Here is a 13391-nt window from a genome sequence, read left to right as displayed (position 1 = left end):
ATTTCGCCATACCTCTTCGTACGGCGGACGGGTGCGCTAACCGAGCCGCACCCGCGGGTCGATGACCGCGTAGAGCAGGTCGACCACGATGTTGGCGACGACGATGAAGACCGCCGAGATGAGCACGGTCGCCATGATCGTCGGAAGGTCGCCGAGGCGGACCGCCTCGACGGCGGTGCGGCCCAGGCCCTGGATGCCGAAGGTGGTCTCGGTGATCACGGTGCCGCCGAGCGCGCCGCCGATGTCCAGCCCGGCGATGGTCACGATCGGGGTGATCGCCGCGCGCAGCGCGTGCCGCCCGTACGCCCGCGATTTGGTCAGGCCCTTGGCCCGCGCGGTGCGCACGAAGTCCTCGGCCAGCGTCTCCAGCATCTGGGCCCGGGACAGCCGGGCATAGACCGCGGAGAAGAGGAAGGCCAGCGCCACCCAGGCCAGCACCAGCCCGCTCGCCCAGTCCAGCGGGTCGTCCCAGAGCGAGGTGTAGTGCGGCACCGGCAGGATCTTCAGGGTGTACACGAAGATGATCATCAACATGCCGCCCACGAAGTAGAGCTGCATGGACGCGCCGGTCAGCGAGAAGCCGATGGCCAGGCGGTCGAAGACGGTGCCGCGCCGCAGCGCCGAGACCATGCCCAGGCCGATGCCCAGACCCAGCCACAGCACGGCCGCCGGGATGACGATGCTCAGGGTCACCGGGAGCACCCGGGCGAAGATGTCGGAGACCTCCTCGCTGCTGGTGTACGAGTAGCCCAGGCACGGCGCGTCACAGAAGCCGCCCTGCGCGCTGCCCAGGTCCCGGCCCACGAAGATGCCCTTCATGTAGCCGGTGTACTGGTCGACCAGCGGGTCCTTCAGACCCAGCTCGACGCGCACCCGCTCCAGCCGCTCGGGGTTGCAGTTCTTCACGCACATGGTGGCCACCGCGTCGCGCGGCAGCATGAAGAACATGCCGAAGGCCACCAGGCTCACGGCGAACATCGTCAGCGCGCCGAGCAGCAGGCGCTTGATCAGGAATCGCAGCATCTCGTGCCTCCTACCGGGACGACTTGGGGTCGAGCGCATCGCGCAGGCCGTCGCCGAACAGGTTGAACGCCAGCACCAGCAGGAAGATCACCACGCCCGGGAAGATGAGGTACGCCGGATCGGTCTGCGCGTAGCTCAGGCTCTTGTTGATCATCACGCCGAAGTCCGGGGTGGGGTCGACCACGCCGATGCCGAGGAAGGACAGGGCCGCCTCGCCGGTGATGTAGCCCGGCACCGCCAGCGAGAACGACACCAGGATCGGCGCCCACAGGTTCGGCAGCAGCTGGCGGAACAGGATGTGGAACAGGCCGGCGCCGCTCGCGCGGGCCGCCTCCACGAACTCCCGCTCGCGCAGCGAGATCACCTGGCCGCGCACCAGCCGAGCCGTGCCGGTCCAGCCGAACAGCGCGAACAGAAAGATCATCACTCCGATCCGGAACGGCACCGGGATCTCGTCGCGCGGCCCGTAGAAGCGCGCGGTCACCGTCGGCATGATCGCCAGCGCGAAGATGAGGAACGGCAGCGCCAGCGCGAAGTCGATGACCCAGCTGATCACCCCGTCGATCCAGCCGCCCAGGTAGCCGGAGACGATGCCCAGCACGATGCCCAGCGCCGTGGTCAGCAGCGCGGCCGAGGTCGCGATGAACAGCGAGGTGCGCAGGCCGTACACCAGGCGGATGAAGATGTCGCGGCCGAGCTGCGGCTCCAGGCCGAACCAGTGCTCGCCGGAGACGCCGCCGAAGTAGCCCAGCGGCAGGCTGTTGTTGGCGATCTTGTCCTGGAACTGCTCGAACGGGCTGATGCCGTACACCAGCTCGATCAGTGGCGCGGCCAGCCCGAGCACGATGAAGAACACCATGATCCAGCCGCTGACCATCGCGGTGCGGTTGGCCCGCAGCCGGGCCCAGGCCAGCCGGCCAGGTGAGCGGCCGACCATGCCGGGCTGCGGTGCGACCGGCACCGCGGTCGCGTCGACGCCCGCGGCGTCCGTCTCGATCTGCGACAGGCTCATGCGGCCACCTCGCTCACGTGCTCGGATGTAACGCCCACTGCCTCTGGGAAGTGGCAGGCCACCTGCTGGGCGCTGCCCTCGCGGGCGATCAGCGGCGGCTCCTCGGCGGCGCACACGTCCTGCGCCTTCCAGCAGCGGGTGCGGAAGCGGCAGCCGGACGGCGGGTTCAGCGGGGTCGGCACGTCGCCGGTGAGCCGGATGCGCTGCCGCTGCTCGCCGAACGCGGTCACGTCCGGCACCGCCGACAGCAGCGCCTTGGTGTACGGGTGCCGCGGCCGCTCGTAGATGTCGGCCCGGTCGCCGATCTCGACGACCTTGCCCAGGTACATCACGGCGACGCGCCGGCTGAAGTGGCGCACGATCGCCAGGTCGTGCGCGATGAAGACGAAGGCCAGGTCCAGCTCCCGCTGCAGCTCCCGCAGCAGGTTCACCACCTGCGCCTGGATAGACACGTCCAGCGCGGAGACCGGCTCGTCGGCGACGATCAGCTTCGGGCGCAGCGCGAGCGCCCGCGCGATGCCGATGCGCTGGCGCTGGCCGCCGGAGAACTCGTGCGGGAAGCGGTTGTAGTGCTCGGGGTTGAGGCCGACCAGCTCCAGCAGCTCCTGCACCCGGGCTTTCACGCCGCCCGCCGGCTTGATGCCGTTGACCTCCAGCGGCATCGCCACAATCTTGCCGACGGTGTGCCGCGGGTTCAGCGACGAGTACGGGTCCTGGAAGATGATCTGCAGGTCCTGCCGCAGCGGGCGCATCGCCCGGCGGCCCAGCGTGGTGATGTCGCGGCCCTGGAACTCGATGCTGCCCGCGGTGGGCTCCAGCAGGCGCACCAGCATCCGGCCGGTGGTCGTCTTGCCGCAGCCCGACTCCCCGACCAGGCCCAGCGTCTCGCCGGCGTGCACGTCGAAGTCCAGCCCGTCCACGGCGCGCACCGAGGCCTTGGCCCCGGTCGCACCCTGGCGCACGGCGAAATGCTTGGTCAGCCCCCGCACCTTGAGCAAGGCTTCACTCACTGGGCCACCCCCACGTGTGCGATCTCGTCGGTGTAGATGTCGATGCGCTGCTGCTCGGGCAGGTGGCAGGCCACCCGGTGGCCGTCGGCCTGCACCGCGAGCAGCTGCGGCACCTGGGCCGCACAGGGCTCGGGCTTCATCGCGTACGCGCAGCGCGGGTGGAACGCGCAGCCGCTCGGCACGTTGATGAGACTGGGCGGGTTGCCCTTGATCGGCTTGAGGTCGACCTCGGGGTCGCCGTGCAGGCTCGGGATGCTGGCCAGCAGGCCCCACGTGTACGGGTGCTGCGGCCCGCGCATCACCTGCGCCACCGTGCCGTGTTCGACGGCCCGGCCGCCGTACATGACCAGCACCTCGTCGGCCACCTGGCTGACCACGCCGAGGTCATGGGTGATCAGCACGATCGCGCTGTGGAACTCGCGCTGCAGGTCGGCGAGCAGGTCGAGGATCTGCGCCTGCACGGTCACGTCGAGGGCCGTGGTCGGCTCGTCGGCGATGAGCAGGGCCGGGTCGTTCATCAGCGACATCGCGATCATCACGCGCTGGCGCATGCCGCCGGAGAACTCGTGCGGGTACTGGGCGAAGCGCCGGTCCGGCTGCGGGATGCCCACCCGGTCGAGCATGTCCACGGCGCGCTTGCGGGCCTGCGCCTTCGACGCCTCGGGATGGTGCGTGCGGTACGCCTCCACCAGCTGCCGGCCCACCGTGTAGAACGGGTGCAGCGCCGACAGCGGGTCCTGGAAGATCATGGCGACGTCACGGCCGCGCAGCTTGCGCATCTCGCCGTCGGACAGCCCGACCAGTTGCCGGCCGCCCAGCGAGATGCCGCCGGTGATGCGGGTACGGGCCGGATCGTGCAGGCCCATGACCGCTAAACTCGTGACGCTCTTGCCCGAGCCGGATTCGCCGACGATGCCGAGCGTCCGCCCTCTCTGGAGGCCGAAGCTCACCCCGTCCACCGCCCGGACCTCGCCGTCGGCGGTGTTGAAGCGCACCCGCAGGTCGTCGACCTGCAGGTACGGGGGGCTTGCAGCGTCGTGCGTCATTGCCGCTCCCGTCCCTGCTGATGAAGAAAACTTTCATACTCGTGCGGCAAAAGGTAACGGACCCCGGCGTGTCGGCAACAGACGCGCTACGTAACAACTGGCTAACACCACCGGATCGATCACTCGAATTGCCTGGCAAACGGGCGAAAGAGTGCCCATGATTCCCCCGTTTGCCTGGCAAGTCCGACGATCACGACGCAGGGGCGCCGGATCGGTCACCACGGGACTAGGGTGGCGATCATGAGCTTTTTCGACGTCGCGGAGGCGGCGGTGGCGGCGGCGCTGGACGCGGGTGCGCGCTACGCCGACGCGCGGGTGATGCACAAGCGCTACGAGTCGATGGAGGCCCGCAACGGCGAGGTCGAGGAACTGAACTCGGACGAGTCCGCCGGCATCGGCGTACGCGCGCTCGTCGGCTCCAGCTGGGGCTTCTACGCCGTACCGGACCTGTCCGACAGTGCGGCCCGGCTGGCCGGTGCCCGCGCCACGGCCATCGCCAAGGCCAGCGCCCGGGTCGCCGGGCCGGGCGTGGACCTGGTGCCGACCACGGTCAGCACCGCCACCTGGGCCAGCGAGTGCCTGATCGACCCGCTCGCGGTGCCGCTGTCCGACAAGGGCGACCTGCTCACCCACGCCACCAAGACCATGGTCGAGCACGGCGCGGACCAGGCCACCGGCGTCTACCAGGTCTGGGACACCCGCAAGTGGTTCGTCTCCAGCGAGGGCCACCGCATCGACCAGCACGTACGCGAGTGCGGCGCGGGCATCCAGGCCACCTCGATCGGCGAGGGCGAGACGCAGGTGCGCTCCTACCCGGCCGCCCGCGGCCAGTACGGCACCCGCGGCTGGGAGCTCGTGCAGGGCCTGGACCTGCTCGCGCACGCCCCGCGCCTGGCCGAGGAGTCGCGGGCGCTGCTGACCGCGCCGCTGTGCCCGAGCGGCGAGACCGCGCTGATCCTCGGCAGCGAGCAGCTGTTCCTGCAGATCCACGAGTCCGTCGGGCACGCCATCGAGCTGGACCGGATCCTCGGCTGGGAGGCCGCCTTCGCCGGCACCTCCTGGCTGGACCTGTCCCAGCTCGGCTCGCTGCGCTACGGCTCGGAGCTGATGAACGTCACCATCGACCCGACCCTGCCCGGCGCGCTGGGCAGCTTCGGCTTCGACGACGAGGGCACGCCCGCGGCCAAGCGGTACGCCGTCAAGGACGGGATCTGGGTCGGCGTGCTCGCCGGGCGCGACTCGGCGGCGCTGGCCGGGCTCGACTACGGCGGCAGCGTACGGGCCGACGGCTGGTCCCGGCTGCCCATGGTGCGGATGACCAACGTCGGCCTCGAACCCGGCCCGCACACCCTGGAGCAGATCATCGCCGAGACCGACGACGGCGTGTTCATGGACCACAACCGCTCCTGGTCCATCGACGACAAGCGGCTCAACTTCCAGTTCGGCTGCGAGATCGCGTACGAGGTGAAGAACGGGAAGAAGGGCCGGATGCTGCGCAATCCCACCTACACCGGGATCGGGCCGAAGTTCTGGCAGTCGATGGACATGCTGTCCAGTGAGACCGAGAACTGGGGCACGCCCAACTGCGGCAAGGGCCAGCCGACCCAGGTAGGGCACACCGGCCACCCGTGCGCCCCGGCCCGCTTCCAGAACGTGCGCGTGGGGGTGCGGGCATGAGCGAGCACAGCGGGCGAATCATTAGCCGGTCACCTGCCGGTGACGAGCGCGGCGAGGAGCGGGCATGAACGTCTCTGTGACTGCCGAGCAGGTGCTGGAGCTGGCGGTGCGGGCGCTGCCCGGGGCCGAGATCGACGTGACCGCGGACGCGGTGCACCGGGCGCTGACCCGGTTCGCGAACTCGCGCATCCATCAGAACGTCGCCGAGGACACCGTCTCCGTGCGGCTGCGCGCTCACCTCGACGGCCGTACGGTCAGCACGACCACCACGCTGACCAGCCCGGAAGGGCTCACCTCGCTGGTCGCCCGCACCGCCGCCGCGGTGCGCTCGGCCCCCCGCGATCCGGGCTGGCCGGGCCTGGCCCCGGCGGCCCCGCTCGCCCTGCCCGGCACGGTGGACGAGGCGACCCGGGACGCCTCGCCCGACGACCGCGCGGCCCGGGTGCAGGCCTTCGTCGAGGCGGCGGGCGGCCTGGAGACGGCCGGCTACTGCCAGACCGGCCACTGGTCCGGCGTCTACCGCAACTCGGCCGGCCAGGCGCTGTCCGCCCAGGCCACGACCGCGGAGCTGGACGGCATCGCGCGTGATGCCGGCGCCGACGGGGTGGCCCGCCGCTCCAGCGTGCGGCTGTCCGACCTCGACGGCGCGGCCCAGGGCGCCCGCGCCGCGGCCAAGGCCCGGTCCCAGGCCGACCCGGTGGAGCTGCCGCCGGGCCGGTACGAGGTGGTCCTCGAACCGGAGGCCGTGGCTGACCTGCTCACCAACTTCTCCCTGTTCGGCTTCAACGCCAAGGCGGTCCAGGAGCGGCGCTCGTTCGCCAGGCTGGGCGAGGCGCAGTTCGACGAGGCGATCAGCCTCTACGACGACCCGCGCGAGCCGTTCGACGGCGAGGGCACCCCGCGCACCCGGCTCGCCCTGGTCGAGAAGGGTGTGACCACGGCGCTCGCACACGACCGGCGCACCGCGGCAGCGGCCGGGGCCGCCTCCACCGGCCACGGGGGCAGTGCCGCCTGGGGTCCGATGCCGAACAACCTCGGCTTCGCGCCGGGGAGCAGCAGCCCCGAGGAGATGATCTCGCGGATCGAGCGCGGCCTGCTCATCACCGACCTCTGGTACACCCGCGTGCTCGACCCGCGCACGCTGGCGCTGACCGGCCTGACCCGCAACGGCGTCTGGCTGATCGAGGGCGGCGAGGTGACCCGGCCGGTGCGCAACATGCGCTTCACCCAGCTCTACCCGCAGGCCCTCGGGCCGGGCGCGGTGCTCGGCGTGAGCGCGGAGGCTGTCCCGCAGCCGTCGCGGCAGTTCCTCGGCGCATGGACCGCCCCGGCCCTGCACCTGGCCTCCTGGAACATCACCGGCAACGCCAGCGGCTGACGCCGCGCCCGCCCTTGATCGCTCGACTTGCCCGGCACCTGTGCGCATCTTGCACCGGCATTCGCCCACCTGCCTGGCAAGTCGAGCGATCAACAGTGCCCTTGCATGGGCTTCCCGGCAGGTCGAGCGAGCTTGGCTGCTCGCGCACAGGTGATGTCGCCCGGTCGTGCGAAAGGGCGCGGATCGGCTTCGGATTGCCGCATTACCGCTGGTGGCGACCCTCGACAAGGGAACGATGCGACACATCACAGTGTCCCGAGTCACATGATCGACATCTTTCGGCGTAACGTGTCCGTGATTGATCCACGCACGTGTTCCCACGACTGCGTATCTCAGGGAGCGACGAAGATGACGACGACGGCAACGAGGCCGGCCGGCGCGAAACCGCGCGCCGCGATCGAGGCCAAGACGTTGCGCACCGACCGCTGGTGGCTCGCACCGGTGCTGACGGTCATTGGTCTCACCGCCTGGGTCGCCTACGCGACGTTCCGGGTGTTCATGCAGAAGTTGTACTGGGTCGACGCGTACCACTATCTGACCCCGTTCTACTCCCCCTGCGTCTCCAAGGGCTGCTACCCGGCCGCCGCCGAGTTCGGACGGTTCATCCCGGACAACCCGCTGATCCCGTTCGCGGCGTTGTCCCTGCCGTTCCTGCTGCTCTTCCGGCTGACCTGCTACTACTACCGCAAGGCGTACTACCGGTCGTTCTGGCTGTCCCCGCCGGCCTGCGCCGTCCCCGACGGCCACGCGACGTACTCCGGCGAGACCCGCTTCCCGCTGATCTTCCAGAACGCGCACCGCTACGCCTTCTACGCGGCCGGCCTCATCTCGCTCATCAACACCTGGGACGCGGTCCTGGCGATGCACTCGCCGGGCGGCGGTTTCGGGTTCGGCCTGGGCAACGTGATCCTGTGGATCAACGTGATCATGCTGTGGGCGTACACCGCCTCCTGCCACTCCTGCCGGCACATCATCGGCGGCCGGCTCAAGCACTTCTCCAAGCACCCCGTGCGCTACAAGCTGTGGACCTGGGTGTCCAAGCTGAACGCGCGGCACATGGGCCTGGCCTGGATCACGCTGGCGACGCTGGCACTCACCGACTTCTACATCATGGGTCTCGCCGCCAACTGGTGGCCCGACCTGCGGTTCATCGGCTGAGCCGGGATTGGTGTCACAAATGATCAACATTGAGAAGCACTGGTACGACGTCGTCGTGATCGGCGCCGGCGGCGCGGGTCTGCGCGCCGCGATCGAGGCCCGGCTGGCCGGCAAGAAGGTCGCCATCATCTCGAAGTCGCTGTTCGGCAAGGCCCACACGGTCATGGCCGAGGGCGGGGCCGCCGCCGCGATGGGCAACGTCAACCCGAACGACAACTGGATGGTCCACTTCCGCGACACCATGCGGGGCGGCAAGTTCCTGAACAACTACCGGATGGCCGAGCTGCACGCCAAGGAGGCGCCGGAGCGGATCTGGGAGCTGGAGACGTACGGCGCGCTCTTCGACCGGACCAAGGACGGCAAGATCTCGCAGCGCAACTTCGGCGGCCACGAGTACCCGCGGCTGGCCCACGTCGGCGACCGCACCGGCCTGGAGCTGATCCGCACCCTGCAGCAGAAGATCGTGTCGCTGCAGCAGGAGGACAAGGCCCAGCACGGCGCGTACGACGCCCGCCTGCGTGTGTTCGCCGAGTGCACCATCACCGAGCTGCTGCTCGACGAGACCGGCGGCGAGAAGCGGATCGCGGGCGCGTTCGGCTACCACCGCGAGTCCGGCGAGTTCGTGCTGTTCGAGGCCCCCGCCGTGGTGCTGGCCACGGGCGGCGTCGGCCGCTCCTACAAGGTCACCTCGAACTCGTGGGAGTACACCGGGGACGGCCACGCGCTGGCGCTGCGCGCCGGGGCGAAGCTGATCAACATGGAGTTCCTGCAGTTCCACCCGACCGGCATGGTGTGGCCGCCGTCGGTGCGGGGCATCCTGGTCACCGAGTCGGTCCGCGGCGACGGCGGCGTCCTCAAGAACACCGAGGGCAAGCGCTTCATGTTCGAGTACGTCCCGGACGTGTTCCGCAAGCAGTACGCGGAGACCCCCGAAGAGGGCGACCGCTGGTACACCGACCCGGACAACAACCGGCGTCCGCCCGAGCTGCTGCCCCGCGACGAGGTGGCCCGCGCCATCAACTCCGAGGTCAAGGCCGGTCGCGGCACCAAGGCCGGCGGCGTCTACCTCGACATCGCCTCGCGCCGCCCCGCCGCCGAGATCCTCAAGAAGCTGCCGTCCATGTACCACCAGTTCAAGGAACTGGCCGACGTGGACATCACCACGCAGCCCATGGAGGTCGGCCCGACCTGCCACTACGTGATGGGCGGCGTCGAGGTCGACCCGGACACCGCGTCCGCGGGCGTGCCCGGCCTGTACGCGGCCGGCGAGGTGTCCGGCGGCATGCACGGCTCCAACCGCCTCGGCGGCAACTCCCTGTCCGACCTGCTGGTCTTCGGCAAGCGCGCGGGCGAGTACGCGGCGAGCTACACCGACACCCTCGGCGCCAAGCGGCCCAAGGTCGACGACAAGCAGGTCGCCGCCGCGGTCGAGGAGGCGCTCACGCCTCTGGCGCGCGACGGCGGCGAGAACCCGTACACCCTGCAGAGCGATCTTCAGGACGTGATGGGCGACCTCGTCGGCATCATCCGCCGCAAGGGCGAGCTGCAGGAGTCCCTGTCCCGGCTGTCCGAGCTGCGCGAACGCATCCGCAAGGTCGGCGCGGCCGGCGGCCGCCGCTACAACCCGGGCTGGCACCTCGCCCTCGACCTGCGCAACATGCTGGTCGTGTCGGAGTGCACCGCCAAGGCGGCGCTGGAGCGCGAGGAGTCGCGCGGCGGCCACACCCGCGAGGACTTCCCGAAGATGGACTCGAAGTGGCGGCAGGTCAACCTGGTCTGCGCGCTGACCCCCGATGGCGACGTGGACCTCACCCACCAGCCGATCCCCACGATGACCCCCGACCTGCTCGCCCTGTTCGACAAGTCCGAGCTGGCCAAGTACATGACCGACAAGGAGCTGTCGTGACTCTCCGGCAATTCAAGGTCTGGCGCGGCGACGCGGCCGGTGGCGAGCTCAACGACTACAAGGTCGAGGTCAACGAGGGTGAGGTCGTGCTCGACGTCATCCACCGGCTGCAGGCCACCCAGGAACCCGACCTGGCCTGCCGCTGGAACTGCAAGGCCGGCAAGTGCGGCTCCTGCTCGATGGAGATCAACGGCATGCCCCGCCTCGGCTGCATGACCCGGATGTCCACCTTCGAGGAGGACGAGACCATCACGATCACGCCGCTGCGCACCTTCCCGGTGATCCGCGACCTGGTCACCGACGTGTCCTTCAACTACACGAAGGCGCAGGAGATGCCCGCGTTCGCGCCGCCGGCCGACCTGGCCCCCGGCGAGTACCGGATGCAGCAGATCGACGTGGAGCGCTCGCAGGAGTTCCGCAAGTGCATCGAGTGCTTCCTCTGCCAGAACACCTGCCACGTCGTACGCGACCACGACGAGAACAAGCCGGCCTTCTCCGGCCCGCGCCTGTTCATCCGCGCCGCCGAGCTGGACATGCACCCGCTCGACGCCCGCCACGACCGCAAGGAGATCGCGCAGCAGTCCCAGGGCCTGGGCTACTGCAACATCACCAAGTGCTGCACCGAGGTCTGCCCCGAACACATCAAGATCACCGACAACGCCATCATCCCCATGAAGGAACGGGTCGTGGATCGCCGCTATGATCCGCTGGTGGTATTCGGACGCAAGATTCTCCGCCGTGACCAGCTGGCCGCCACCGTGCCCGCCGGCCCCACCGTGCACGCCGGCCCGGTAACGGTCGCCGACGGCCAGGCCCCGGTCGACTTCGGCCGCGAAACCCGGCCCCCTCAGCCCGCCGAGGTCAACGCCGCCGGCCACGTAAACCTGAACGAAATGCTCTCCGACCGGGCCGCCGCCGCGTCCCCCTTCGGCGACGACATCACGTTCCCGATCAACCCCAACACCCTGAACTACTACCACCCCGAGCGCTAAACCCCGCCCGGCCCGGCCCGGCCCCGCCCCGCACCGCACCGCACCGCCAAGATCGCGACGATCTTGCGTGGACTGTGGGTATGACACGCACTAAACGGTCATATCCATAACAGTTCGCGCAAGATCGTCGCGATCTTGCTTTGGGTCGTAGCACAGGGGCGGGGTGGGGTGGGGGTTGTCCACAAGGGTGGGGTTGTCCACAGGTGCGGGGTTGGGGCGGTGGGGTTGAGGGCGGGGTGGCGGCAGCCTGCGGGGCATGACTGTTCCTGGAACGCTTCGGCAGTTGCGCGCGGCGGGAGTGTCGGTGCAGGGGGTGCGGACCGCTTGTGGCCGCGGTGACCTGCGTCGGCCCTGGCGTGGCGCCTATGCCCTCGACACGGATGAGATCAGTCGGGTGCAGGCGCTGTTCGCGCTGCTCCCCGAGGACGCTCGGCTGTCCGGTCCGACGGCCGCGGCGTGGTACGGATTCGGAGTCTCGCCTTCGCCGCTGATCCACGTGACGGTGCCGCAGGGCAGTGCCCACCCGCGCCTGGTGGGAGTGCGGTCCGGCGAGTCCGCCCTGCCGCTGCCCGCGCCGGTCCGGCTGCACGGCGTTCCGGTGCTGCCGCCCGAGCGAGTCGCGGTGACCCTGGCCCGCGTCGTACGCCGCCTCGACGCCCTGCCGATCCTCGACGCCGCGCTGCGCACCGGCACGGTCACCCTCGAGCTGCTCGCGGCCGAGCTGATCACCCACGGCGGCCTGCCCGGCGTCTGCCAGGCCCGCGAGCTGGTCCCCCTGGCCGACGGACGCGCCGAGTGCCGCCAGGAAAGCCAGCTACGCCTCGTCGTCATCGACGGCGGACTCCCCCACCCCGAACCGCAGCTCCAGGTCGGCCGCTTCCGCCTCGACCTCGGCTACGAAGACCTACAGGTCGGCATCGAGTACGACGGCTCCTCCCACCTGACCCGCGACCGCCTCCGCCAGGACCGCCGCCGAAGCAACTGGCTCGCCACCCAAGGCTGGCGCATGCGCCACTTCACCGACGCCGACCTCTACCACCACCCCACCCGCATCCTCACCACCCTCCGCCCCCTCCTCCTCACCCCTTGACCCCTCCCGCCTCCCCGCCTCCCCGCCTCCTCAAGATCGCGACGATCTTGCGCGAACGGTTATGGATATGACCGTTTTGCGTGTGTCATACCCACAGTTCACGCAAGATCGTCGTGGTCTTGGGGTGGGGTCAGGCGGGGTCGTTCATGAATTTCGGGAGGGCGGCGACGATGGGCGCGTCGGCCGGGAGCCACGGCACGGTGTGGAGTTCGTGGGCGGCGAGCCAGCGGAACTCGGCGTGCTCGATCAGCTGGGGGATGCCCTCGACCAGGCGGGCGGTGTAGACCTTGAGGACCGCGCGGCCGTGGCCGAGCATGACGTCCTGGCCGACGCGCTCGCCGACCTCGACGACCACGCCCAGCTCCTCCTCGCACTCGCGGACGAGCGCGTCATGCTCCGTTTCACCCGGCTCCACCTTTCCGCCAGGAAACTCCCACCGTCCGGCCACCTCGGCCGGTTCGGAACGCTCACAGGCCAGCACGCGCCCGTCGGCGATGATGGCTGCACCGACGATGATTCGGATCTCGGAGGAGAAGTTAGGCACGGCGGACAGCGTGCCAGACAAACCGCGTTCATGGTGAACGCGGTGTCACCAAGCGAGTCCGCGCTGCACACAGCGTCCCGTGAAGTGCAGGAAGTCGGTTTTGTTCGCGTGGACACGCGCCACGATAGAAGGCAGGATAGGTCTCACCGAAGTGTCGGTGCGGACAAGATTCGGCCACAAGCCGATATCGCCGCGTGGGAGGTATCGGAGGTGCTGATGGGCGCGGTCTGGAAACGGGGCCGACGACGCGACTACCTCAGCGACGCACTTTCCCAACTCTCCGGCTGGGTGCACGAGGGCGACTGCCTCAAACGCACCCTTCCCCTCGACGACACCGAACATGCCGTGCTGACCGAGCACATCTCGGTCGCGGCGGACACCTTCGGGGTGCGCCCCCACATCCGCCGCCTGGACGGCCGCACCCAGATCCAGCTCTGCGCCGGCGACAACGGCACGCTCACCTCAGCGGAGATCGGCATGGCCGCCCGCGTCGAGGCCGCCTACCAATCGCTGAACCAGTAGATCAGCACCCCGTGACGCGGCTCACGCCACCCC

12 protein-coding genes are annotated in these 13391 nt (G+C 69.7%); 7 read left to right on the top strand and 5 right to left on the bottom strand.

All coding sequences use genetic code 11. The annotated features are described in order from the left end of the window. Positions 1–36 precede the first annotated feature (36 nt). Genes F6W97_RS32525 through F6W97_RS32510 form a run of 4 tightly spaced genes read right to left on the bottom strand, consistent with a single transcriptional unit; the run spans position 37 to position 4091 of the window. Positions 37–1023, bottom strand: coding sequence for an ABC transporter permease (locus F6W97_RS32525; protein ID WP_155374375.1), 987 nt, complete (start codon positions 1021–1023; stop codon positions 37–39). A 10-nt stretch (positions 1024–1033) separates the two neighbouring features. Beyond that, entirely contained in the window at positions 1034–2035 is a 1002-nt protein-coding gene (locus F6W97_RS32520) for an ABC transporter permease (RefSeq protein ID WP_155374374.1), read from the bottom strand. Further along, positions 2032–3045 (bottom strand): ABC transporter ATP-binding protein, encoded by a 1014-nt coding sequence (locus F6W97_RS32515; RefSeq protein WP_196279423.1) that lies wholly within the window; start codon positions 3043–3045, stop codon positions 2032–2034. The genes F6W97_RS32520 and F6W97_RS32515 overlap by 4 nt, the downstream gene beginning before the upstream one ends. After that, positions 3042–4091, bottom strand: coding sequence for an ABC transporter ATP-binding protein (locus F6W97_RS32510; protein ID WP_155374373.1), 1050 nt, complete (start codon positions 4089–4091; stop codon positions 3042–3044). The genes F6W97_RS32515 and F6W97_RS32510 overlap by 4 nt, the downstream gene beginning before the upstream one ends. A 240-nt stretch (positions 4092–4331) precedes the next feature. Between F6W97_RS32510 and F6W97_RS32505 the strand changes: the two genes are divergently transcribed. From F6W97_RS32505 to F6W97_RS32480, 6 genes are all read left to right on the top strand, one after another. Further along, a complete protein-coding gene (locus F6W97_RS32505) occupies positions 4332–5768 on the top strand; it encodes a TldD/PmbA family protein (RefSeq protein ID WP_155374372.1) in 1437 nt (478 codons plus the stop codon). Between the two features lie 64 nt (positions 5769–5832). Beyond that, the gene (locus F6W97_RS32500; protein ID WP_155374371.1) at positions 5833–7146 is read left to right on the top strand and encodes a TldD/PmbA family protein; all 1314 of its coding nucleotides are present in this window, start codon (positions 5833–5835) and stop codon (positions 7144–7146) included. A gap of 348 nt (positions 7147–7494) precedes the next feature. After that, on the top strand, positions 7495–8304 hold the full coding sequence (locus tag F6W97_RS32495; protein ID WP_155374370.1) for a hypothetical protein: 810 nt from the start codon (positions 7495–7497) through the stop codon (positions 8302–8304). 19 nt (positions 8305–8323) lie between these two features. Next, on the top strand, positions 8324–10210 hold the full coding sequence (locus F6W97_RS32490; RefSeq protein ID WP_155374369.1) for a fumarate reductase/succinate dehydrogenase flavoprotein subunit: 1887 nt from the start codon (positions 8324–8326) through the stop codon (positions 10208–10210). Beyond that, a complete protein-coding gene (locus tag F6W97_RS32485) occupies positions 10207–11202 on the top strand; it encodes a succinate dehydrogenase/fumarate reductase iron-sulfur subunit (protein WP_155374368.1) in 996 nt (331 codons plus the stop codon). The genes F6W97_RS32490 and F6W97_RS32485 overlap by 4 nt, the downstream gene beginning before the upstream one ends. A 394-nt stretch (positions 11203–11596) precedes the next feature. Then, positions 11597–12292, top strand: coding sequence for a DUF559 domain-containing protein (locus F6W97_RS32480; protein WP_230687162.1), 696 nt, complete (start codon positions 11597–11599; stop codon positions 12290–12292). Positions 12293–12422: 130 nt separating this feature from the next. On the opposite strand, the gene F6W97_RS32475 is transcribed toward F6W97_RS32480, so the two are convergent. Then, positions 12423–12845: a (deoxy)nucleoside triphosphate pyrophosphohydrolase gene (locus tag F6W97_RS32475; protein WP_407924632.1), complete on the bottom strand. Its 423-nt coding sequence runs from the start codon at positions 12843–12845 to the stop codon at positions 12423–12425. 21 nt (positions 12846–12866) lie between these two features. Between F6W97_RS32475 and F6W97_RS41060 the strand changes: the two genes are divergently transcribed. Next, complete coding sequence (locus tag F6W97_RS41060) at positions 12867–13358, top strand: 4a-hydroxytetrahydrobiopterin dehydratase (protein ID WP_230687160.1); 492 nt, start codon at positions 12867–12869, stop codon at positions 13356–13358. Positions 13359–13391: the final 33 nt, after the last annotated feature.

It is taken from the genome of Catellatospora vulcania (assembly GCF_009720385.1).
Taxonomy (GTDB): Bacteria; Actinomycetota; Actinomycetes; order Mycobacteriales; family Micromonosporaceae; genus Catellatospora; species Catellatospora vulcania.
Note: the sequence above shows the minus strand (reverse complement) of the source record. Positions and strands in the feature narration are given on the sequence as shown.